The organism is Gemmatimonadota bacterium, from assembly GCA_026705765.1.
In the GTDB taxonomy this organism is placed as follows: domain Bacteria; phylum Latescibacterota; class UBA2968; order UBA2968; family UBA2968; genus VXRD01.
In genome coordinates this window covers 123,273-145,123 of record JAPPAB010000104.1, presented here as the reverse complement: position 1 = coordinate 145,123, position 21,851 = coordinate 123,273, and the positions used below count along the sequence as shown (strand labels likewise).

Below are 21,851 nucleotides of genomic sequence, written 5' to 3'. Positions count from 1 at the left end.
CCTTTTTACGGCCACAATTTCTCAAATTTACCTTTGTTATAAATTACCACGCGATCCTCCGGCTGCATATTCAGCGCAACTGAGAGAGAATCGGTTGCGTGTATCGCCACACGCCCCCACATTTGGACAATTTCAAAAGGCGGTGTTTGTCCCCGTCCCTTGCTGTGAAACGAAAAGAAGCCGCCTTTTGCAATTGCCAGATCAAAACCCGTATTTGTCCTGTGAATGCGACACGCAAAATCACCTGTCAACCAGACGTGATTTACCATTGTGATTTCAGCTTGCAACGGTTGAGACGACCGCATGGCAAGTGCATTTTTGAGTGCATAAGCAAATAGCGGTTTGCCACTGAACGCACCGGGGGGTGTCCACGCCGAGGGCACGTTGCAGACGAATAACGTGCCGGTGGTTGCCCGGGCATGGGGCATCAAATTGGCAATCGCATTTTCGCTCATTTGCGAAGCTTCGCGCCAGAAAAAGCCCTCGCGTCCGATCACTACCCCGTAATACAGAATTAGAACGGCAAAGAGAGTAAAGAGAACAGGCTGTTTTTTGTTTAGCCAGATAGTAGAGATACCCAGACAAAAGAAGGCGGAGGGCAGATACAAATACCAGTTGTGCAAATGCCCCAATGCCGGGGCGAGGCTCACGCCGAGGAGGAAGATCAGGAGCAGGGAGAATGGGCGACAAAATTTGCGCAGGATGCCGCGACCATGTTGATAAATAAAAATCCCTGCACTTCCGACCACCAATGCAATGCCCAGCCACCAGATATCACTCATCCCAAATTTTGCTACTGCTTTTACGCCGTCGCGCGCCCAATCTATAATTGATACGCGGGGTGTCCCCCCCAATACGCTGCCCAGCACGAGCCATCGGACGCCAAAATATGCCAGCAATGCGATACAGACAACAGCCAATCCGCGCCGCGCTGGTGCTGTTTTCCACGTTTTGCGATACGCGCTGAGTGCCGCGAGTGCAATGGGTAGGGATACTGCCATTTCTTTGGACAAAAAAGCAAGCGCACTGCAAGCGGCAAGTCCCAATAACGCGCCGGTAGAACCGCGCTCCATATATTCTAAAAATAAAATCAGTGAACCTAAATAGAATAACGCACACAAGAGATCTGTTCGCCCGACGATCCAGAAAACAGAATCGGTGTGAATGGGCAGAACAAAAAACAAAAGCGTAGCACCCCAGGCTACCACGCGGTCTGTGGAGAGGTATCGCGCGAATAAAAAAATGAGATACGCGCATCCCGCGTGAATCGCGATATTGTGGATGTGATAAATAGCGGGCGTGTAACCGCCGATTAAATAGTCCAGATAGAACGATAAAACGACCATTGGGCGATAATATCCACCTTGCCCGACCAGTCCCTCCCATCCGGTTGTCAAAGCGAAGACAAAGCCTTTGGATGCCAACTTGAGATGGCCCCAATCATCGTCTAATAACGAGATGCCCGAAGCGATCCACGCCAGTATTGCAAAAGCCACGGCGGTGCATAATTTCAAAAATGTGAGACCTTTTGACATGGGTGATAAAAAATGACTCTGATTTTTTGGGAGATGGTGGTTCAACAGGTGTTCTGCATCTGGACGACCACATACCAGTCGCGTCCAAAATCTCGTATTTCGTAGCATCCGGTAAATCCGCTTGCAATCAGTGCGTTTTCAACCTCTTGTTTGCTGTATAACCACAGCGGGCATCTTCGCAGGCGGTATCGGATGTGCCGCTGCCACGCCAAAAAACCGCCCACTTTTGGAAAGCTCGCGTAAAACTCGCCCGTCACTTCTGTACCCAATTTTTTTAAGATCGGTACGGGATCTTCAATATAATCAAAAAATCCCATCAAACACGCCGCGTCAAATACCCGATCAAAATGGACAGATAGATAATCGCCCAGAACGAGGTCTGCTGTCACATTGAGCGCGTCGATATTGTCCCGTGCGATTTTTAGCATTTCTTCGGCCATATCTACCCCCACGACTTCTTTTTCTTGAAGTGCAAACGCAGCCGTGTATCGTCCCGGGCCACACCCGATATCTAAGACAGAATGAATCTCTTGTTTTTTTGTTTGTTGAAGCGTTTCCTCAAAACGCCGCATCATCACCTGCCGAAATGTGCGATCTACCCATCTGCCGAGCGCGCTTCGATGTCCTGTATGCCCGTAGATCGCATCAAAATTTTTGGCATAAATATCAAAAAACTGCCCGACAGCCCGCGTTGACGAACTGCTGGCGCGACCGTGCCCTACTTTGCGCGATTTCATTTTTTGAGCCTTTGTCGGTAAATTGTATCCAATTTTTGCACCATAACGCGGTGATCCCATCGCGCAATCGCGTGCTGGTATGCGCGTTCTCCAAATGTGTGACACATCTGAGAGTCTTCGATCAATTTTTCCAGATACGTCACCATTGATTTGATATCGCCTTGTGGCACGACAAAACCCGAGTGTCCATGCGTTATAATCTCTCGTATGCCTTCCACTTCGAACGATACTGTAGGCACCCGCGCGAGGGATGCTTCCACAGCAACGCCGGACAAGCCCTCGCGCAAAGAGGAAAGGACATGTACAGAGGCAATCGCGTATGCAGGTGTAATATCCTGAAAAAATCCCGCAAAAATAACCCGATCCGCGATGCCTAAGTCGGCGCAAAGCCGCTCACAAGCTGCGCGTTCGGGCCCTTCCCCTACCAATAATAATCTGGCTCTGGGGCATTGCAATCTGGCAAATGCTTCAATGGTATAATGTTGTGCTTTGGCGGGTGAAAAACGGCCGATATTGATGAGTAGGGGGGCGTTGTCGGGAATGCCTATGTGGCGCCTAAATGCGTCTTTTTTTACGTTGTTCAGACGCCGTTCAAATTCTGTCACATCGATGCCGCTATAAACGATCTGATGGGGAATGCTGCGACCGATGTTTTCCCGATGATAGTGCCGAATTGCGTCTCGACCAACGGCTATGATCAAATCGCAAGCCCATATCGTCATTTTTTCGAGCGCGATGTAGAATTGTCGTTTGATGCGGTTGACTGGATCGTTAAAAACCACACCGTGAAGCCCGTAGATGATATGCTTGCAGCCGACCAATCGCGCGGCGAGGCGCCCGAGCAAGCTCGCTTTGCTTTCATGGGTGTGAACCAGATCAAATCGCTCGCGGTGAATTAATCGCATGAACCACAATAGCGCGCGAAAATCGCGCCAGGGTCTGATTTCCCGGTCTAAATATGGACATATATGCGCGACAACCCCGTGTAGTTTTAACAAATCGTCCCGCTCTATTTGCCGTCCAACGGCGAGGTGTATCTCGTAATCCTTTCGCATGTCCTTCATCGAAAGATACACATTTCGGTCTGCGCCACCACCGGGCGCAAGCCAGGTCATGGTATGGAGTATTTTGGGGCGTCGATGCATAACAAAAATTGGCGTTTACACTTCCCAGGGGGCAATGCAAACGCCGTTTATGAAAAAAAGTAAAGCGGGCATCACGATTCGTAGTATTCAATAATGCGCCGCAATGTGGTATCCAAACTGATTTTGGGGTTATAGCCCGTTAATTTTTTGATCTTGGTCAAATCGGGAACGCGATAATTGAGGTCTTCGTATGAACCCTTTGCAAATGCCTTGTCATAAGGTACAAATTCAATGGGTGAATGGCTTTCCGTCAGTGCTTTAATTTTTTCTGCGAGACCCTTGATACAAATCTCGTTGGTCTCGTGGTTGCCGCCCAAATTGAAAATTTCGCCCGGCGTCTGGTCGTGTTCCATCAATGCTGTCAATCCATCTAAGGCATCTTCTATATCGGTAAAACACCGCCGTTGCTCGCCATCGTTATATACCGTAATGGGATGTCCTAACAATGCCTGCTTGATGAATCGGGGCACCACCATGCCGTATTCTGCACTTTGCCGGGGACCAATTACATTGAAGAATCGCACCATGATCACGGGCAATTTTTTCTCTCTCCAATAAGCCAATCCCAGCATTTCACCAACGGCTTTGGAGGTTGAATAATTCCATCGTGCAACAGTTGTTGGTCCCAATAAGCGATCATCGTCTTCACTAAATGTCGCTTTGCCGTTTTTCTTTCCCGCAACCTCTGAGGTCGAAGCCAAAAGTACTCGTTTTTTCTTTTTATTTGCCAATTCCAACAGGAGTTCGGTGCCCCGGATATTCGTGGTTAAAGACTGCAATGGGTGGTTGATGACGTAATTCACACCTACAGCCGCTGCGAGATGATAAATGACATCACTCCAATCGACTAAGGGTCTGAGCGTTTCTGGATCGAGCACTGTGCCCACTTTCATTTGAAACCGCGGATTCCCTTCGAGGTGCCGCACATTGTCCAGATCTCCAGTTGAAAGATCGTCTAAAACAAAAACTTCGTGGTCTTGCTTCAAGAGCCGTTCGGCCAGATGTGAGCCAATAAAACCCGCACCGCCCGTAACCAAAAACCTCATGTATTCATTCCTTTCCCATTGCCGAGCGGGACATATCTTCCCACAAATACAATCCCCACTCTTTATACATCCCAGGACACAGTATCCCACCCAAAAACATCTAAATATAAGGTCTCGAATGCTTAAAGGCAATTAGAAACCTGACGTGAAACGCACCTTCTGCAGGTGGGGTCTTATGACCTCATCCGTCTTTTCTCGTTTGCATTGCAATTTCACGCAGCGGACAAAAAGAGAAATCGGTCAATAATCGCCGCAATCGAGGTTCTGTGGCTTTCAAATTGGCGTAGTGCGTCAAGCGCGCTTTCCAGTAAAATGCGATCCGTGGATGATCGGGGTCGAGTTCCCACGGATGTAGATAAAAGATCACAGCCCGCCGCTGTTTGGCCACAGCTCGCATATTTGCACGGCTCACAAAATAGGGAAATAGCCTGAAATACGCGCCTCCGGTTACGGGCAATCGCATTTTTCCCACCTGGCGCACAGACATCGGAATTTCGCAAATTGATCCTGAGGTGGTTTTTACAATACGCGGTGTCAAATCAAAATCGGGTATTCCATAGCGCCAGTTATGCACGGGAAAAATACTCGAGTCGCACTGAAAACCGAGTTCTGCCAAGATATCCAGAGCCCATAATGATCGCGCTGTAATGGAGAAATAGGCCGCACGATAGGCGGTTACGGGTTGCGCCGTTATATTGGAGATTGCATCAGAGGCTCGCTGTGTTTCTTCCCGAAATCGCTCGGGCGTCATTTCATAGATCAGGTCGTGAGACCACCCGTGGCATCCCAATTCGTGACCTTCGCGGGCTATGCGGCGTATTAAGTTGGGATAGTGCTGCGCTACTGGTCCCAGGACAAAAAACGTGCCGAGGACATCGTATTCTGTCATGATATCGAGTAAGTGATGGCAACTGCTCTCAAGGCGTGGCTCGCTTTGCGCGGATATCTGATTGGAGATCGGTATGCCCTGGTACCAATCTTCGACATCTACTGTGAAAGCGTGTTGCATTGGTGTCTGCTCCGCTGCAGAAGAGCCAGCAATTGGTCGCTGCTTTTTTCGAGTGCGTAATGCGCGACCACACGGGCGCGGCCAGCAGTTCCCATGCGATTGCGCAGAGTTTTATTTTCGATTAATGTCCCCAAAAATTCGATCCACTCGGCGTCTGTTTCAGCCAAAAATCCGGTTTCTCCATGGGTGACGATTTCGCGGTTGATTTCGACTGGACTGGCCACTACGGGCAATCCGCAGGCCATGTATTGCAGCAATTTGTACCCTCCCTTGCCCCGCGTAAAAGGATCGTCGGGCAGGGGCATCAGGCCAATGTCAAATGTCTGTAAATAACCAACTTCGGTTTCCAGAGCCCAGCTCAGGCGCGCAATTTGCAGATCGGATACAGCAAAGTCACCCGCGCCAATCAAACGCAACTCCAAATTGGGATATTGCCGCGCGAGGCTGGCCAATGGGTCTCGAATCATGTCCAGATACCGCGTTGTCCACTGGCTCCCAATCCATCCCAGTGCGATTTTCTCATCCTCTGTTTTTTTTTCAGGGATATAACGCGCGGTATCAATAGGTCCCGTGATTTGTGAAACACGAGGGCAATAACGGGCTGCAAATTCAGCGGTGTAGGCATTTTCTACTATCGCGCAGTGTGCTGTTTGTAGCATTGCGGGTACGCCCGTTGCGCGCCGCCGGGTTCGCAACCGGTTGATCCATCCCGCGTTGGGGTTTTCAAGTGTAAAGATAGCGTCGTCAAAATCGAAAAATATTTTGTGTTTGTACCGGCGCAACAGGCGCGGTATGGGAAAGGAAAATAACGCTTTTTGTATCAGTATGGCATCGTATTGTGGTGCTGTGAAAACGCAAGTCCATCCTGTCCATAAGGCGCGACAATAGGACAGAACATAGTACAGAATACGCGAGAAAATGCCTCTGGTATTGCGTTTGATCAGGTCATCGGGAGTCACGACTCTGACATCACAGGTGATGCCCGCTCTACGCAATAGGGGCAGATAATCGAAAACCCGCGTGCGGCTGCTGGCAGCTAAGGGGCCATACTGCGCGATAAACAAAATTTTCATATCCAGCCGTGTTGCGTTGTCACGGGCGAGCCAGAATGCTGGCTGAACCAGCCCGGTCCGCTTTCCAATGCGACTTCTCGACCGGTGATAGCAGATTGTTCGGCGGCGAACAGGATTTCCATAATGTGACGCGCCCATTCCCCGTGGGTAGGTGGTTCAATGTCCAGGGCGATGGCTTCGGCAAAGGCTTTCCACTCGTTGTGCATGGTCGAGGGCGGCTCGTCGAAGGGGACGTTCTCCCACTGATTGTTTTTTCCGACTTTGACGTATTTTCCGCCGTGTTCGGAAAAGCGCAGTGTGCCATTTGCACAGATGACATGACATTCGTGGTCGGGCGCACCATCTGCAAATCCAACGGCTACGGCAATGCCTGCCAGGCCGTTTTTATACCGGACAAAGGCCGTGGCAGAGTCATCTGCAGCCTGATAGTGGGCGCGGGTTCCAATAGAGGCTGAGACAGATACAGCCTGTGAACCGATCATCCAGGTGAGGCGATCTACTACGTGTACGCCATTGGTCAACCACATGCCCCCGCCGTGATAGCGGCTGCGGTACTGCGGACGGCGACCGGCGTAGCTCCAGTTTTTGGACATATAACACACGGCGGTGATGATGGGCCCCAGTGCGCCAGAGTCCAGTATTTCTTTTGCTTTGATGCTGGTGCCGTAATAGTGCTGCGTCAGGCCGACCATCAGTTTGACCCCATTATCGGCTGCAGCAGCGACCATGTTGTCGCACTGTTCCAGGCTGATGGCCATGGGTTTTTCCACCAGGACGTGTTTGCCAGCTTTGCAGGCATCAACGGTGAGGCGATGGTGGAGCTGGTGGCCAAGAGTGATGGCGACCGCATTGATTTCGGGGTCCTTCAAGAGGTCGGTGTGGGAGGGATAGCCTTTGGGGATATCGTATTTGCCCATGTATTCGCGACGCTTTTCCTCAATGAGGTCGGCAACGGCGACGATTTCGACATTGTCCAGGGTTTCAATGGCATCGCAGTGAGATCGGGCAATGCCACCCAGGCCGATAATTCCAACTTTTAAGTTATCCATTGTGATTGCTCCTTTTTTAGAACCACCTGATGACAGCACCGATAATGTTTTTGTCTTCGCCGTTGAGGATGTCTCGATAAAGTCCCGGCGCGTCTGAAGATGCGACTTCATGGGTGATGGTGTGATGCCAGGGAAGAACGCCAGTGCCCATGTTTTTGATGACGGCGCGGCGACAGGGGGCTTCGCCATCGTTGCAGGGATAGTACATGGTGAGGCGTTTCCCGTGGGGCGGTAAAAAGTTGTAAGAGATGGGGTGGCGGCCGTAGTTGCCCTGAAGAATGAAGGTGCCATGGGTGCGGCAAAGGGCGATGGCCGGGTCAATGCAGGCGGGTATGCCCGTGCATTCGAAGACGACATCGGCACCGTCGGGGGCGATGCCGCGGACAGCCTGGTTTGCATCTGTGCTCTGAATGAGATGATCGGCGCCGAGTTTTTGTGCGATGTCGAGGCGGTTGGCCTCCAGGTCTATGGCGATGACTTCACAGCCCCGGTGGCTGCATGCAGCGACGACGCCAAGGCCGACGAGACCACAGCCGTACACGACAACGCGGTCGCCCATTCGGGGGTTGGCCATATCCACACCGTTGAGTCCCACGGCGGGCATGACGAATAAGCTGGCGGCGGCTTCATCGACGCCTTCGGGCAGGTGGGCGACAAAGGCTCGCGGTCCCTGCGTGTCCAGGATTGCGGCAGAGGTGTGTGCGCCCTGGCTGGCAGAGACTTTCTGGCCAGATGCAGCGAGGGAGAAGACGCGGTTCCAGCGGTAATAGACGCGGTCGCCAACAGCGAAGCCGGTCGCATCTTTGCCGACGTGTTCGACAGTGCCGACGGCTTGATAGCCCGTACACAGGGGATAGGGTCCGTAGTCGAGCTTTCGGGTGATGGCTGCAAATTCCGTGCCGATGCTGACGCCGGAATACCGGGTTTGTACCGCGATTTGGTCGGGGCGTGGATCGGGAAGGATGATGTCTTCGCAGGCAAAGGTGGGCCCCTCATGGGTGATGAGTGCTGTGGCTTGCATACTATGCCCTTTTTTTTACGGTTTGAGGTATTTGCCGGGGATGCGCGATCCCTCGTATTTTTGATCGGGGTCGCGGTTGGCTATGACTTCGGGGATATCCCCTTCCCAGTAGTCCGGTACATCGATGGTGGGGCGTCTGTGCCAGGCGAGAATCAGGGTTCTGCGCTCGTCTGTGTAATTTCTTCCGGCAGAGTGCAGGATGCGGGCATCGCCCAGAACCAGCGAGCGTGCAGAGACGGGTACATTGACCTCATCTGGATGGTCACTGAACATGATGGGATGCGTTTCTTCTATAAATCGGGCGCCCTGTTCGTGTGCGGGCACCAGTTGATCGTGGAGTGGTATGCGCTTGAGATGGGTGCCGGGGATGACTTTCAAACAGCCGTTTTCTACTGCTGTATCGGTTAGATAGTAGTTTAAAAATATGATCTGCGGCCAGGGAGAGCAACTGATGGGGTCGTTCCATTGCATCCAGTCCTGGTGCCAGTAGAGCGGTGGACCTTTGGGTTCTTTGGTGAGGATGATGATGCCGCCACCGGTTTGGAAATCTCCGAAGCCCAGTTGTTCGAGTGCCCGCCGCGATGGTTCCCATTCCAGCAGCTTTTGGATGATTGGATTGTCTTCACCGCGCACATTCACGTGTTGCCCTTGATATCTAAATTCCTCATGCTCAATGTGATTGGCGATTAGTCGCTCGGACTCACCGCGCAGTTCTTCGATGAACCCGTCTGTCAAAATATCGTCTATGACGCAGTACCCATCGCGGAGCATGTTTTTCCGCGTTTTCAGGGCTGTTTCAGGTGTCATGTTATGCTCCTCTTTTCTAATCCTTTGCCAAATCAGTGGATAATGTCAGCAAAATAGTTCAATGAAAAGGTGTTGTCAAGGTATCGTATCCGAGAGCAAAAACTTGGGTTTTGATTTTCTGAGCAGGGTTCGTTATTTTGTATGAAATGATGGGAAGGCTTATGGTTAATAAAGAGAAATTTGCCCTGTACATTTCTCGGGTTTTAAATCCCGTGTTTGTGCTGGGGGTTGTGATTGTGCTGGTGTCCTTTGAGGCGTCTGGTTCGGGTACCTGGATTGTTTTGTGTGTTTTGATCGCGCTTTTTTTTACTGTTTTCGCGCCCTGGCTCGTGGTGCTGTACCTGCGTCGCTGGGGTGAGATTAGCGAGTTGTTTATTCCAGAACGCCGCGACCGGCTGCGACCGCTTTTCTTTTATTTTGCGAGTTCCTGGGTGGGTGTTGGTGTTCTGTATCTGATACACTCGCCGCCCGCGCTGTACGCGCTGATGGTCTGTGTCGCCGTTCTGGGCACTGTCGCGCTGTTGATAACGATGCAGTGGAAAATCAGCTTACACGCCATGGGTCTTTGGGCTGCCTGTGGTGTGGTGATCGCGCTTTATGGTAGCTGGTGGGCTGTTGTTCCCGCGGGTCTGGTTTCGTGGGCGCGGTTCGTATTACAGGCTCATTCTGTATCTCAGATTCTGGTGGGTAGTGTTGTGGGAGCCGGGGTTGCGTTTCTCATTTTTGGCTATATGCTCAATACATGAATTGGAGGAATTATGAAGATTAAATCCATTGAAGCTGTGAATGTTTCCATTCCACAACAGAAACCGATAACACCCGCGCGCCGTTCGAGCTGGCGGCATTCATCGCCGATTGGCCTACCGATGAATAAATATCCGGAGTTTCCGCCAGATGTGCCGAGCAAGTCGCCGGGTATTGGCGGGCGAGGCGTGTGGGTTAAAATAACTGCTGAGGACGGTACCTGGGGCCTGGGCAGAACGGGATTTGGCGAACCGGTTGCCGCATTGATCGATGCTTTTTACGCGCCGCTATTGGAAGGACGAGACTGTTTTGCTACTGAGCATCTCAACGATATGATGTGGCGGGCTTCCAAAAGGCACGGGTCGCTGGGGTTGTCTGCCTGCGCGCAGAGTGCAATTGATCTGGCACTGTGGGATTTGAAGGGGAAGTTGCTCGACCAGCCCGTTTACAGATTGCTCGGAGGACCATCCCGAGAGAAAATTCGGTGTTATTGTACAGGCGATGATCTCGATTGGTCGATTGAGCTTGGGTTTGAGGCGTTTAAAATTACGAATCCCGTACATTACGAGCAGGGTATCACGGGTATAAATATTATGGAGGAAAAGGTCGCCCTGGCGCGAGAAACTGTGGGCGTGAATGCCGAGTTGATGATTAATCCCGTGATGGCTTACGATGTGGAATTTGCGATTCGTCTTGGGGAAAGGCTCAGACCCTACGAATTGCGGTGGATGGAAGAGCCGCTGTTTCCAGAAGACCTCGAAGGGCATATTCAATTGAAAAAAGCCATGACCTGGATCCCTATCGCAACCGGTGAGGATCACCACACGCGGATTCCGTTTCGCCAACTCGTGGAAAATCGCTGTGTGGATGTCGTGCAACCCGATTTGCACTGGTGCGGAGGGATGACGGAAGCCGTGAAGATTCACCACATTGCCGAAGCCGCCGGGATTAAGAGCAGTCCCCACGGGGGCTGTAATTCGGCTTATGGACAGCATTTTTGCTATGCGATGCCCGAGTGTACTCTGTGTGAGTTTCATTTGAGTACACCCGTGGGGGTACCCCTGGAAGAGGTTGCGCGGATGCCGGGCGTGCCCGTGCCAAAAGATGGCTATCTGGTGCCTTCGGATGCGCCGGGATTTGGAATGGATATTGCCGAAGATTGGATTACGCCCTGGGATCACGGGCGTTTGAGTACGGGTGGGGAGCATGTGATTTTGTAAAAAAAGAAGAGCGGGTGAAACCTTCACCCGCTCCAAATTTGCTCGCTGTGCATTTACAGATTACTTTTCAAAATAAAGCCCTATGCCCCACAAGCGGCCACCGAAGAAATTGCGTCCGGCAACAGGGATGCGCACCGAGGCTTCAATGCTCAGATTTTGGTGCATATTAATGAACACTGTGGGGGCAAGATACGTGATGCCTATATCGTCATTTCCCCTGCTACCTTCTGCGCCAGCGATGCCTTCTAATTTGAGCGCGAGGAGGAGTATGTCGGTGGGATTGACACCGACTTCGGCATTGTAAATTATCTCTTCCCCAGGGTTAAATCCGCTGGTACTGTTTTCCATGCGGAAACGGTATCCCAGATCGAGATTGGCGTAAACGGGAGCGGGATAGAAAGACCGTCCCAATTGCAGAATCAAGTCAATATCTGATTGGCCCGATCCCACGGACATGCCCTCATTTTTATACGCGCCTGCGGGGTCTTGCCCATCGTCATAAGCGCCTGTTGGGGCTTTGAAGCCCAATTTGAGGGTTGCCACAACATCTTGTTGCACGAGGTTGATTTTGGCAAATCCGCGAACGTCTCCAATACCCGATGCGTCCAGAGCAATAAAACCTGGAAAATTAAAATTGTCGTGATCGTATTTATTGCTGATAAAGGGGATTTGTATGCCAATGTCAACGCGGTCATTTATGCCGTAAAAAAAGTCGAGATACACGGACCGTGAATTATATACAGCTGCTGCAGCGGCTGGTCCAAATCCACCTGTATTTCCTGCCGCGTCATATCTTTCTGAGGTCGATGTAATTAAGGTTGTAATTTTGCCCCAAAAATGGCCCTTTTGCAGTGTCCAGGCACCTGCATAAGCAGTATGCGGTAAAAGGACACAGAGGACGATGGCGAGAAGGAACTTTATATACGAGGTAGAATGTGGCGTGAAAGAGGTCATGTTGCTCCTTTCTAATGAAGTGTTTTACCATAAGTAGCCCAGCGGTAGTCCGCTGTTCAAACTACTCAGGTGCGAAAATAAATAAAAGATGGCTATTTTGCAAATGTTTGGAGTTGAAGTAAACGAGAACATTGTGGATAGATGCATAAATCCGAGCGCGGGGTAGCGTCACATTTTGCTCATGAGACCTGAGTATGAAATCCCCGCGGTCCATATATGACCGGCGGGGAAATTGCGTCCACCAGCGGTTATGCGCACCGAGGTTTCGAAGCTCAGGTTTTGAAAGGGGCCTATGAGGAGCGTGGGCGCGAAATAGGTAATGCGTCTGATATCGCTGGATAGTTCGAGACCCAATACGCGGGAAGGCCTGCCTTTGATGCCCTCTAATTTGAGGATGAGGATGAGTTTGTCGATGGGATTATAACCTATTTCTGAGTTTAAAAACCACTCGTCGCCAGGGTCGTAATTGGTGGTATTGTTTTGCAGGCGGACGCGATACCCCATATCGATGTTGGCGTACATTGGAAAGGGCCAAAAAGATCGGCCGATTTGTGCAGTTAATTCAAAATCCCATTGCCCTTCACCTGCGGAAATAATTCCATCCTGGTTTTGAAACTTGCCTGTGGGGGCTTTGGTTCCAACTTTTATTGTGCCCACAACAGGGGTTTGTGCAATATTGATTTTGGCAATCCCTCGCATGTCACCAAAACCCGATGCGATATTCGCCGGTCTGAAGCCGACGTTTTCAAATTCCCGGCGATAGTAGGGGATTTGTATGCCGATGTCGATGCGATCGCTCAGGCCGTAAAACAGGTCGATAAAGAGTGCCTCTGAATTGTAATGTCCATTTTCGCGGTAGTGCGCGCGGTCTCCGGGTTCATAGAGGCGGTTGAGATCGGGTTCGCGTCCTGCACCGCCAACGGCCACATATTCTTCATTTGTCGATTGCGCCATGCCGGTGATTTTGCCCCAGAGATGGCCTTTTGCGAGTGTCCAGGCGCCTGCATAAGCGGTATGGGGTAAGAGTATGAAGAGGGCGAGCCAATAAAAGCAGTGCATAGAGGGATATGTCTGTCTAATAAATTCCGGTATTCTGCCAGAAGGTTGCCCAGGCAAACCAGAAGGCATTGTGGGAAGGTAGTTGTTCTAAGGTCTTATTTTGGAGTGGCCCGGCAATGGCCTCGCCTTTGAGGTTCCAGGTGCTGCCCGTCTCCTGGTCGCGCAGGAGAAAGGGATAGACTGTGTCGCGGGGAAGTGCTTTCTCAAATGTGAGGGTCTGACCATCGACCGACCGATCAAAGGGTATTGCGTATTGCTCCTGGTGGTAATAGACGACGAGAATGGCATTGCCCGCGACTACGTCGTTGATGACGGCTTCTGTCCCCAGGGTGGGAAAGGGATAGGCTTTGGCTGTTTCGCCAAAACGAATCCCCAGTGTGAGGGTCTTTGGGGGGAATATCTGCGCGGTTGGATTGTCGAGCAAACTGGGGAAGGAGGGGAAAAGCGGCGCAGTATTCGGATCTCGATAGTCGCCATAGGGATAGCTCTGGTATCTGCTGGGCGAGTAAATACCCGTATTGGCACTGATGACTCTGGAATCGGGATAGAGTTGTTTCCAGTAGCGCCAGGTGGTTTCAATTACGGGCAGGAGTTGCAATTCGTCGGTTCCACCTTCAACCGGGATGTGGATCATCTGGGGATACAGGATTCCCTGTTGACGGCGATCGTACATGATGAGATTGTTGTTGAATAGCAGACCAGAGACCCCACAATGGATGCGCGATTGGTCGTTGCCCTGTCCGCTAAAGATGAGTCCCGTTCCGGTCAGTGGGCAAAAGCTCACGACAATGGGGTGTTCGCCTACCACATCGTTGATGATTTCGTGCCACCATCCCATGTTGTGGGGATAGGCTTTGGCTTCGCCATTGAGGACCACGCCGAGTACGAGATCTTCATCGCTGAGATAAGCGGCTTCGCTGGATGTGAGTTCGACAAATGGAGGGTCGGTGAGTGCTGGAATGCCATCGGGAGGTACGCCACCCGATAGAATTCTGTCTTTGGGAAAGTCACTGAGAAAATTGCCACCTGCTTGCGGTTCGCGATTGATTGAGCCAGAGGTTTGCGTATTGCCGGATGTCGTGTCGCCAGAGGCGGCAGGAGGATTGCCCGAGTCCCCTGGTCCCAGCGTATCATTGCTCTTTCCCCCACAGGTCATCAGGCCAAATAGCGCGAACAGAATGGTGCTTTTGAAAAAAATTTTCACGGAGACCTCCTGCGAGTTCGCCTGCGGATAGAAATAGCGGGGTTGACCTTGCGTTTCAGTAGTTCTCTGTCTAAATTAAAGTAGTTATGGGGTGTGAGTCAAGGCGCGAACCGACAACTGATTTTTTTAGGGGAAATCGTTATGCCGCGATTTGAAGTGATATCGCCTTTTGAGCCTGCGGGCGATCAGCCCCAGGCGATTGAAGAACTCGCTCAGGGGATTCGGGATGGCGAGTCATACCAGACTTTGATGGGGGCAACGGGTACGGGTAAGACGTTTTCAATGTCCAAGGTGATTGAATCTGTCCAAAAGCCCACGCTCGTAATTTCCCACAACAAAACCCTGGCGGCGCAACTCTACGGCGAGTTTCGGAGTTTTTTTCCGAATAATGCCGTGGAGTATTTTATTTCGTATTACGATTATTACCAGCCCGAAGCCTATAAGCCTGTGACGGATACGTTTATTGAAAAAGAAGCGGATATTAACGATGAGATCAACCGTTTGCGCCTGCGCGCGACAAGTGCTTTGATGGAGCGGCGAGATGTGATCATTGTGGCCAGTGTGTCGTGTATTTACGGTATTGGCAATCCGGATGAATACGAAGATCATCTGGTAATTCTGGATCGCGGTGCAGAGATGGATCGCGATGCTATGTTGCGCAAGCTGGTGGATATTCATTTTACGCGCAATGATGTGGCTTTTGAGCCTGCCGCTTTTCGGGTGCGCGGCGATGTGGTCGAAATTTATCCGCCCGAGCGCGAGCATCCGGTGCGCGTAGAGTTTTTTGGCGATGAGATCGACGCGTTGAGTGAGGTGCATCCCGTGACGGGCGAGGTGCTTGCGGAGCGCGATCGCATTGTTATTTATCCTGCCAAGCACTTTGTGACCAGTGGCAATCGCATTGAAAAGGCTATTGTCCAGATTGAGGTGGATCTCGCCAGACAACTGGAGGCGTTTAATGACCAGGGCAAGTTGTTAGAGGCGCAGCGGCTGGAGATGCGCACGCGCTACGATATTGAGATGATGCGCGAGATTGGTTTTTGTCAGGGTATTGAAAATTATTCGCGGTATATCGATGGGCGAAAACCCGGGGAAGCACCTTATGTGTTGCTGGATTATTTTTCGGACGATTTCCTGATTGTGCTGGATGAATCCCATGTGACGATTCCGCAGTTGCGCGGGATGTGGAATGGGGATCGGTCTCGCAAAGAGGTGTTGATAGAGCACGGGTTCAGGTTGCCCGCGGCATTGGATAATCGCCCGTTGTATTTTGAGGAGTTTGAACAGAAGGCAAGGCAGGTTGTTTTTATGTCGGCTACACCTGCGGATTACGAGTTGGAACAGTGTCAGGGCGTGGTGGTGGAGCAGGTGATTCGTCCGACGGGGTTGCTCGATCCCGAGATGGTGGTACGACCTGTGCGCGGACAGGTTGATGATCTTATTGAAGAATCGCGGGTGCGGGTGGAGCGCGGTGATCGCGTGCTGGTGACGACGCTGACCAAGCGCATGGCAGAGGATTTGTCGGAGTATATGCGCGAGTTGGGTATCAGGGCGCGCTATATGCACTCAGATGTCGATTCCCTCGAGCGCGTGGCAATTATCAGGGATTTGCGTTTGGGTGAGTTCGATGTGCTCGTGGGGGTGAATTTGTTGCGCGAGGGGTTGGATCTGCCAGAGGTGTCTCTGGTCGCTATTCTGGATGCGGATAAGGAAGGGTTTTTGCGGTCGGAACGGTCGTTGATTCAGACGGCTGGGCGAGCCGCGCGCAATGCAAGAGGTACGGTTATTATGTATGCGGATAAGGTGACGGATTCAATGCAGCGAGCTATCGACGAGACAAATCGCCGCCGGGCATTGCAGGAGGAGTATAATCTCATACACGGCATTACGCCTGAGACGCTTTACAAGACCAGAGAAGAGATTCTCCAGACGACGGCTGTGGCAGATGAGAAGGCAGATGAGTTGCCATTGGTTGCCGAAGAGTCGCCTGAGTATGTGGAGGGCACCAATAGGCTAGATATAATTGAGGAGTTGACCCGCAAGATGGGTGAAGCGGCCGAGAATCTGGAGTTTGAAAAGGCAGCGCAATATCGCGATGAGATTGCGAGGTTAAAGGCGGAGGTTGCGTAAGAGATCTATGAAAACGATCCATCAAATATTTTATCGGGATGCGAGAAACTTAAAAGAGATACCTTCAGAGAGTGTCGATCTGGTGGTGACATCGCCGCCGTATCCCATGATTGGCATGTGGGATGACATATTTGGTAGCCAAAATTTGGAGATCCAAAAGGCATTAAAGGCCGGAGAAGGCAAGTTGGCTCATGAGTTGATGCATGAGATTCTCGATTCTGTATGGGATGAAGTGTTCAGGGTCTTAAAAGATGGTCGATTTGCCTGTATCAATATTGGCGATGCAACGCGGAAGGTAGGCAGTGATTTTTGTTTGTATCCAAATCACGCGCGAATATTGAATTATCTCTTAAATATCGGGTTTTCAGCACTTCCCGATATTCTCTGGCGAAAACAAACCAACGCGCCCAATAAATTTATGGGATCGGGGATGTTGCCCGCGGGTGCTTATGTGACTCTGGAACACGAGTATATTTTGATTTTGAGAAAGGGTTCTAAAAGGGAATTTAAGACGGAATGCGAAAAACAGAACAGGCGCGAGAGTGCTTTGTTTTGGGAGGAGAGGAATATCTGGTATTCGGATGTTTGGATGGATATTAAGGGTACGGGACAGAGGCTTTCCGATGAGTTGTCGCGTTTGAGGAGTGCCGCGTTTCCTTATGAATTGGCCTATCGTCTGGTCAATATGTACTCTGTGAAAGGCGATGAGATTCTCGATCCGTTTTTGGGTACGGGTACTACAATTGCTGCTGCGATGACGTCGGGGCGCAATAGTGTTGGCGTTGAAATTGACAAAAGTTTTCAACAGGCAATTCGCCCAATGGCGCGACAGATTGTCGATTTTTCAAATGATTATTTGCGCGATAGGTTAAGGAGACATTTTGAATTTGTCGAAGATCGAATCCAGACGTCGGGACCGTTGAAATATACGAACAGGTATTATGAGTGTCCCGTGGTGACGAGCCAGGAACAGTCCATTTTATTAAATGGCTTAAAGGAGGTGCAAGCGTCTGATGATAATATCTTTGAAGTCAGGTATTCTGAGAAACCTCAGAGTATATATGACCAGAGTAGGAATAAAATGGCCATAGAATCCCTGGACAAAAGTGAAACTCAACTCGACCTGTTAAATACACGATGATCCCTATTGCGCAAAGGTTTATGGATGGAAATTAAATTGAAAAATGCTGAGATCCAGGAGTATGTGAGCGCACCTATCCGCGAATTTCCAAAGTACACGACCCAATTGATGAATCTCGCAAACCAAAATTCACAGGGTACGCGACCAAGAGTTGTTGGGCAAATGAGCGATCTAATTCAGGAATTTCCAGGACAAACTTTTGAAGAATGGGTTATGTGGTATCAAGAACAATATCCCGATGCGATTGATAAAGCGACGGATAGAATAATTGCAATGATAGAGAACTTTAGCGTGGTGTTTCCCAAAATTGACCGGGATTTGGTGAAATCATGGGTAGAGGATCTGGTTCTTGTCAAGACCTTCACCGGACTCAGATTCCAGGAGGCGATTCTAAAAAAACTGGCCGAGATGAAAGGCTGCGATTACCGTTTGGCAGAACCTTACGAAGAATCCCAGGGCATAGATGGTTTTGTGGGAGAAGAAGCGTATTCTATTAAGCCGAGTACCTATCGCTCCCAAAATTTAGCGGAATCCATAAATATAAAAATCATTTTTTACGATAAAAAGAGGGATGGGGTGCTGTTTGATATACCCGAGGACTTTTGAGATGTTAAATAAAAAAGATATTATGCCAGTGATTGAGCGGGCACTGATAGAAGATGTGGGGAATGGGGATATTACGACAAAATGGACCGTGCCATTGACAAAGCAGGCGAAGGCGAAAATTATTGCGAGGGCAGATGGCGTGATTGCGGGATTGGATGTGGCGCAATGGGTATTTGAAGCTATAGAGGAAGCGATTGTATTTGAAGCATATGTCGAAGATGGCGCGCGCGTTGCGGATGGTGATGTTTTGGCTGAGGTTTCTGGTCCCGCGCGTGGGCTGTTGACAGGCGAGCGCGTTGCGTTGAATTTTTTACAGCGCATGTCGGGGATTGCAACGATGACGGCACAGTTTGTAGAAGCCGTAAAAGGAACGAATGCGCGGATTCTGGATACGCGCAAGACTGTGCCGGGATTGCGATTATTAGATAAATATGCTGTCTCTACAGGCGGTGGTGTGAATCATCGGGCAGGGTTGTTCGACATGGTGCTGATGAAGGAGAATCACATTGAGGCAGCGGATGGCATTGGGCCGGCACTTCTTTCGGTGTGGAAAGGGATGGATTTTGAAGGCCGAGAAGTGCCCGTGGAGGTGGAGGTGGAAACGCTATCAGAACTCGATGAGGTTCTCGTTTTGGGAGCAGATCGCGTGATGTTGGACAATATGAGCCTGGATGAGATGCGCGAAGCCGTAGAAAAGGTGCGAAAATTAAAAGGCAAAAGACCCGAGTTGGAAGCCTCGGGCAATGTGTCCTTAGATAGCGTGCGGGCAATTGCAGAAACAGGCGTGGATCTTATTTCAGTGGGTGCGCTTACGCATTCGGTGAAGGCACTGGATATCAGTATGTTGTTTAGGTGACTACTCCCAACGATAGAGCAGTTGGGCTTCTTGTCTATGCTGGACAATCCGAATAGCGCAGTCTTCTGCCAACAAAAAATTTCCCGATGAAATTTTCAGTACTTATTAGTTCTCGATAATCTGATTGTGTTCGTTGTCACCGATGACCTCCCATGGGGTTGGCGCTTCCACTGTGCCTATGAGGTTAATCAGCACCTTGCCAGAGGTTTTCACCCGAATTCCGACAGCATTCGCACGAATAAAACCCAGTACAACAATCGTGATGTCGCCGGTCTCTGACTCGGCACTGATACCGATTCCGTTGTCGCCACTGGCGATAATATTGCCGTCTAAGACAATCTCAATATCGCCGCTATCCGCCGGGCGCGAGGGGTCGTAGAGCACATTTTTACTTTCGGCTAAAATCCCGACGGATCCAGTGCCGGACACGACGATATCACCGCTGTTGTCGATGACGATATCGCTGGCTGAATACACGCGGGTTTCCCCGTCAATGGTGATGTCCCGGCCATACGCCTGGGCAATTATCCCGTGAGAGCGGATGCCACTCGTCTCAATGCGACCCGAGTTGGTGATTTCGACCTTGCCGCTGAGGCCGTGATGTGCCCGCAGCCCAACTGCGTCCTCTCCGCGTGTTGTGATCTGACCGGTATTCGCCGCGTAGGTCAGCCGGGTTTGTCCGGTGGGATCCAGCGGCAACAATCTGAATTTTTCAAGGCGGCTGCGCAAGGCGAGAAGATCACGGAACGGCGTGGTATTAAACCCACGAACGGGGTAGGCGAAGGCCAGAATGCCCGAAGATCTCAAGCCAGTCGTCGAAACGGTTCCCTCATTGATGCCATAAGCTTGACCAGACTTCTTCACTACGACCATAATTCCGTGGCTATTGCGTCCTATTGTCGAAATGACACCCGTGCGGTAGTTTCGCGCATATGCAGGACCTGCAGCATTGGTTTTCGGCCGCGGTTTGATTTCCTCTTGTATGCGGTGGCATCCCTCATTGTTATAATAGGCAGCACAGGTCTCGGAATGAATACCGTCGCTGCCGCCACTCCCTCTTGTCGTTACGCTGCCGGTATTATGCGTCTGCGCTGCGCCCCATAGCGTCTGCGCTACCACTGCGCGGCTGTCATCGCCCGCCACATCAACGGCTCCGTAGTTGATTGAGCGGGCAAATGAGCCGCCGCACTCGACGAACAGGCCGTCTTGCCTGCCTTCGTCCCCAGTGATGAGAATACTGCCGCTCGACAAGTTGATGGATTCGGCAACATGTGTGTCGTCGTGTGGTGCAGCATTCTTGTCGATTTGGTTCGCAATGCCTCGTATCGTTTTATCCGTCGAGTTATTGATTTCTACAGTACCGTAATTAGCTGAATATGTATTTCCACTGCCGCGCGAAACTGTCCGCAATCCTATACCTCTTGTGGATATTTCGATCATGCCCTTATTGACCAGCATCAGGTCGTCGATATTTCCATGCGTTACAATATTTACAGCATTCGCATTGGTCACTTTGATCTTCGCTGTCTCTGTGAATGTGGCCGCGTATGCCTTCTTTTTGTTAGTGAAATTGAGGGCTGAGGTACCGGAGGGAACAGTAATCGTGCCTGCATCGTAATAGACATGGGTGGCGACATCGGAATCAGAGGCTGTCTCTGGATTTAGTGACGTTACCCTGTCGCCTGAGTAGCTATCGGTTACTGGGAGGGTAATTGTGTAATCTTTTACCGGGTATGGCGAAAAAGCTGGCGAAGGGTTGGGCAGAATGAGATTATCACTAAAGCGTACATTAACCCCTCTCTCAGATAGGGCAGGAATGTGCGTATTGCGCGATGTGGCACTCAGCGGGTTATCATTCAGTAAAACCCAGTCGTCCTTGTCCAACCCCGTATTTGCTACCAATGGCGCAATATCCGAGATTGTATTGCCATCGAGATACACCCATCTCAGGCTGGTCAACTCACCTAAGGGTGCGATGGAAGATATATCGTTGCTGTTTACTTTTTCTTCCTCTATCCAATCATAACCAAGATTTAGCCGCGTCAGATTCGTTGCATACTCGAGCCCGGTCAAATCGCGAATGGCTTTGTTGGGTGCGTCAAGGCGCGTCAATTTTGCCATATCCTCTGGCGTAATGGACGCATCGCTTGTTTTGCCGAGAATTTTGGCAATGACCGCATGAAGGTTAGCATCCGGGATGGTAACGCTGCTGGAAATTTTTTTGCCGAAGTCATTGATAAAAATTAAAAAATCAGAAACGCCTATCGACCCATCACTATCCAAATCGTACTTTGCCTGGTATTTTACATCCCCTTGACGTGCGCCAAAATGCGCTACAAATTGTAAAAAATCAGAAACGTCAACCACCCCATTGTCATCAAAGTCGGCAGAAGGTTTATGAGTCTGGGATGCAAGAGATAGCGGGTACGCCAAAAGCGCGATTATTGCGAGGATTGACAATATCAGTTTGCTCATTACGCGTATCTCCCAGGTTTTTAATGAAAAAAATAGTTTT

19 protein-coding genes are annotated in these 21,851 nt (G+C 50.6%); 6 read left to right on the top strand and 13 right to left on the bottom strand.

Going from position 1 to position 21,851, the window contains the following annotated elements:
- Positions 1 to 5: 5 nt before the first annotated feature.
- The 9 genes from OXH16_14530 to OXH16_14490 all read right to left on the bottom strand — a co-directional run bounded on the left by OXH16_14530 (position 6) and on the right by OXH16_14490 (position 9,422).
- Positions 6 to 1,514 carry a glycosyltransferase family 39 protein gene (locus OXH16_14530; GenBank protein ID MCY3682615.1) on the bottom strand — a complete coding sequence of 503 codons (1,509 nt, stop codon included), beginning with the start codon at positions 1,512 to 1,514 and terminating at the stop codon, positions 6 to 8.
- Between the two features lie 62 nt (positions 1,515 to 1,576).
- Positions 1,577 to 2,272: a methyltransferase domain-containing protein gene (locus OXH16_14525; protein ID MCY3682614.1), complete on the bottom strand. Its 696-nt coding sequence runs from the start codon at positions 2,270 to 2,272 to the stop codon at positions 1,577 to 1,579.
- Entirely contained in the window at positions 2,269 to 3,387 is a 1,119-nt protein-coding gene (locus OXH16_14520; GenBank protein MCY3682613.1) for a glycosyltransferase, read from the bottom strand. Before OXH16_14520 ends, OXH16_14525 begins: the two co-directional genes overlap by 4 nt.
- A gap of 101 nt (positions 3,388 to 3,488) precedes the next feature.
- Positions 3,489 to 4,463, bottom strand: coding sequence for a GDP-mannose 4,6-dehydratase (locus tag OXH16_14515; protein MCY3682612.1), 975 nt, complete (start codon positions 4,461 to 4,463; stop codon positions 3,489 to 3,491).
- A gap of 181 nt (positions 4,464 to 4,644) precedes the next feature.
- The gene (locus OXH16_14510) at positions 4,645 to 5,472 is read right to left on the bottom strand and encodes a DUF3473 domain-containing protein (GenBank protein ID MCY3682611.1); all 828 of its coding nucleotides are present in this window, start codon (positions 5,470 to 5,472) and stop codon (positions 4,645 to 4,647) included.
- On the bottom strand, positions 5,451 to 6,545 hold the full coding sequence (locus OXH16_14505; GenBank protein MCY3682610.1) for a glycosyltransferase family 4 protein: 1,095 nt from the start codon (positions 6,543 to 6,545) through the stop codon (positions 5,451 to 5,453). The genes OXH16_14510 and OXH16_14505 overlap by 22 nt, the downstream gene beginning before the upstream one ends.
- The gene (locus tag OXH16_14500; GenBank protein MCY3682609.1) at positions 6,542 to 7,594 is read right to left on the bottom strand and encodes a Gfo/Idh/MocA family oxidoreductase; all 1,053 of its coding nucleotides are present in this window, start codon (positions 7,592 to 7,594) and stop codon (positions 6,542 to 6,544) included. Before OXH16_14500 ends, OXH16_14505 begins: the two co-directional genes overlap by 4 nt.
- Before the next feature lie 16 nt (positions 7,595 to 7,610).
- The gene (locus tag OXH16_14495) at positions 7,611 to 8,615 is read right to left on the bottom strand and encodes a zinc-binding alcohol dehydrogenase (GenBank protein MCY3682608.1); all 1,005 of its coding nucleotides are present in this window, start codon (positions 8,613 to 8,615) and stop codon (positions 7,611 to 7,613) included.
- A gap of 15 nt (positions 8,616 to 8,630) precedes the next feature.
- Positions 8,631 to 9,422, bottom strand: a complete 792-nt coding sequence (locus tag OXH16_14490; protein MCY3682607.1) for a phytanoyl-CoA dioxygenase family protein — start codon at positions 9,420 to 9,422, stop codon at positions 8,631 to 8,633.
- A gap of 161 nt (positions 9,423 to 9,583) precedes the next feature.
- Between OXH16_14490 and OXH16_14485 the strand changes: the two genes are divergently transcribed.
- On the top strand, positions 9,584 to 10,168 hold the full coding sequence (locus OXH16_14485; protein MCY3682606.1) for a hypothetical protein: 585 nt from the start codon (positions 9,584 to 9,586) through the stop codon (positions 10,166 to 10,168).
- A 12-nt stretch (positions 10,169 to 10,180) separates the two neighbouring features.
- Complete coding sequence (locus OXH16_14480; protein ID MCY3682605.1) at positions 10,181 to 11,386, top strand: mandelate racemase/muconate lactonizing enzyme family protein; 1,206 nt, start codon at positions 10,181 to 10,183, stop codon at positions 11,384 to 11,386.
- Between the two features lie 60 nt (positions 11,387 to 11,446).
- Here OXH16_14480 and OXH16_14475 read toward each other — a convergent pair whose 3' ends face one another.
- From OXH16_14475 to OXH16_14465, 3 genes are all read right to left on the bottom strand, one after another.
- Positions 11,447 to 12,340, bottom strand: a complete 894-nt coding sequence (locus OXH16_14475; GenBank protein ID MCY3682604.1) for a hypothetical protein — start codon at positions 12,338 to 12,340, stop codon at positions 11,447 to 11,449.
- A gap of 168 nt (positions 12,341 to 12,508) precedes the next feature.
- Entirely contained in the window at positions 12,509 to 13,399 is an 891-nt protein-coding gene (locus tag OXH16_14470) for a transporter (protein MCY3682603.1), read from the bottom strand.
- A gap of 16 nt (positions 13,400 to 13,415) precedes the next feature.
- Positions 13,416 to 14,603: a DUF3179 domain-containing protein gene (locus tag OXH16_14465; GenBank protein ID MCY3682602.1), complete on the bottom strand. Its 1,188-nt coding sequence runs from the start codon at positions 14,601 to 14,603 to the stop codon at positions 13,416 to 13,418.
- A 141-nt stretch (positions 14,604 to 14,744) separates the two neighbouring features.
- Here OXH16_14465 and uvrB point away from each other — a divergent pair, with 141 nt between their 5' ends.
- The 4 genes from uvrB to nadC are packed head-to-tail and all read left to right on the top strand — an operon-like array spanning position 14,745 to position 19,336.
- Positions 14,745 to 16,733 (top strand): excinuclease ABC subunit UvrB, encoded by a 1,989-nt coding sequence (gene uvrB / locus OXH16_14460; protein MCY3682601.1) that lies wholly within the window; start codon positions 14,745 to 14,747, stop codon positions 16,731 to 16,733.
- 7 nt (positions 16,734 to 16,740) lie between these two features.
- A complete protein-coding gene (locus tag OXH16_14455; protein MCY3682600.1) occupies positions 16,741 to 17,874 on the top strand; it encodes a site-specific DNA-methyltransferase in 1,134 nt (377 codons plus the stop codon).
- 36 nt (positions 17,875 to 17,910) lie between these two features.
- Positions 17,911 to 18,480: an MjaI family restriction endonuclease gene (locus OXH16_14450; GenBank protein ID MCY3682599.1), complete on the top strand. Its 570-nt coding sequence runs from the start codon at positions 17,911 to 17,913 to the stop codon at positions 18,478 to 18,480.
- A gap of 1 nt (position 18,481) precedes the next feature.
- Positions 18,482 to 19,336: a carboxylating nicotinate-nucleotide diphosphorylase gene (gene nadC / locus OXH16_14445; protein ID MCY3682598.1), complete on the top strand. Its 855-nt coding sequence runs from the start codon at positions 18,482 to 18,484 to the stop codon at positions 19,334 to 19,336.
- 105 nt (positions 19,337 to 19,441) lie between these two features.
- Here the strand turns inward: nadC and OXH16_14440 are convergent, their stop codons facing one another.
- A complete protein-coding gene (locus OXH16_14440) occupies positions 19,442 to 21,811 on the bottom strand; it encodes a hypothetical protein (GenBank protein MCY3682597.1) in 2,370 nt (789 codons plus the stop codon).
- Positions 21,812 to 21,851 lie beyond the last annotated feature (40 nt).

Bases quoted from the DNA above. Each gene is read 5' to 3' on its own strand.
- OXH16_14455 (MCY3682600.1), top strand. From the start codon at position 16,741: ATGAAAACGATCCATCAAATATTTTATCGGGATGCGAGAAACTTAAAA.
- OXH16_14525 (MCY3682614.1), bottom strand. From the start codon at position 2,272: ATGAAATCGCGCAAAGTAGGGCACGGTCGCGCCAGCAGTTCGTCAACG.
- OXH16_14520 (MCY3682613.1), bottom strand. From the start codon at position 3,387: ATGACCTGGCTTGCGCCCGGTGGTGGCGCAGACCGAAATGTGTATCTT.
- OXH16_14470 (MCY3682603.1), bottom strand. From the start codon at position 13,399: ATGCACTGCTTTTATTGGCTCGCCCTCTTCATACTCTTACCCCATACC.
- OXH16_14495 (MCY3682608.1), bottom strand. From the start codon at position 8,615: ATGCAAGCCACAGCACTCATCACCCATGAGGGGCCCACCTTTGCCTGC.
- OXH16_14505 (MCY3682610.1), bottom strand. From the start codon at position 6,545: ATGAAAATTTTGTTTATCGCGCAGTATGGCCCCTTAGCTGCCAGCAGC.
- OXH16_14485 (MCY3682606.1), top strand. From the start codon at position 9,584: ATGGTTAATAAAGAGAAATTTGCCCTGTACATTTCTCGGGTTTTAAAT.
- OXH16_14510 (MCY3682611.1), bottom strand. From the start codon at position 5,472: ATGCAACACGCTTTCACAGTAGATGTCGAAGATTGGTACCAGGGCATA.
- nadC (MCY3682598.1), top strand. From the start codon at position 18,482: ATGTTAAATAAAAAAGATATTATGCCAGTGATTGAGCGGGCACTGATA.
- OXH16_14515 (MCY3682612.1), bottom strand. From the start codon at position 4,463: ATGAGGTTTTTGGTTACGGGCGGTGCGGGTTTTATTGGCTCACATCTG.
- uvrB (MCY3682601.1), top strand. From the start codon at position 14,745: ATGCCGCGATTTGAAGTGATATCGCCTTTTGAGCCTGCGGGCGATCAG.
- OXH16_14490 (MCY3682607.1), bottom strand. From the start codon at position 9,422: ATGACACCTGAAACAGCCCTGAAAACGCGGAAAAACATGCTCCGCGAT.
- OXH16_14475 (MCY3682604.1), bottom strand. From the start codon at position 12,340: ATGACCTCTTTCACGCCACATTCTACCTCGTATATAAAGTTCCTTCTC.
- OXH16_14480 (MCY3682605.1), top strand. From the start codon at position 10,181: ATGAAGATTAAATCCATTGAAGCTGTGAATGTTTCCATTCCACAACAG.
- OXH16_14500 (MCY3682609.1), bottom strand. From the start codon at position 7,594: ATGGATAACTTAAAAGTTGGAATTATCGGCCTGGGTGGCATTGCCCGA.
- OXH16_14440 (MCY3682597.1), bottom strand. From the start codon at position 21,811: ATGAGCAAACTGATATTGTCAATCCTCGCAATAATCGCGCTTTTGGCG.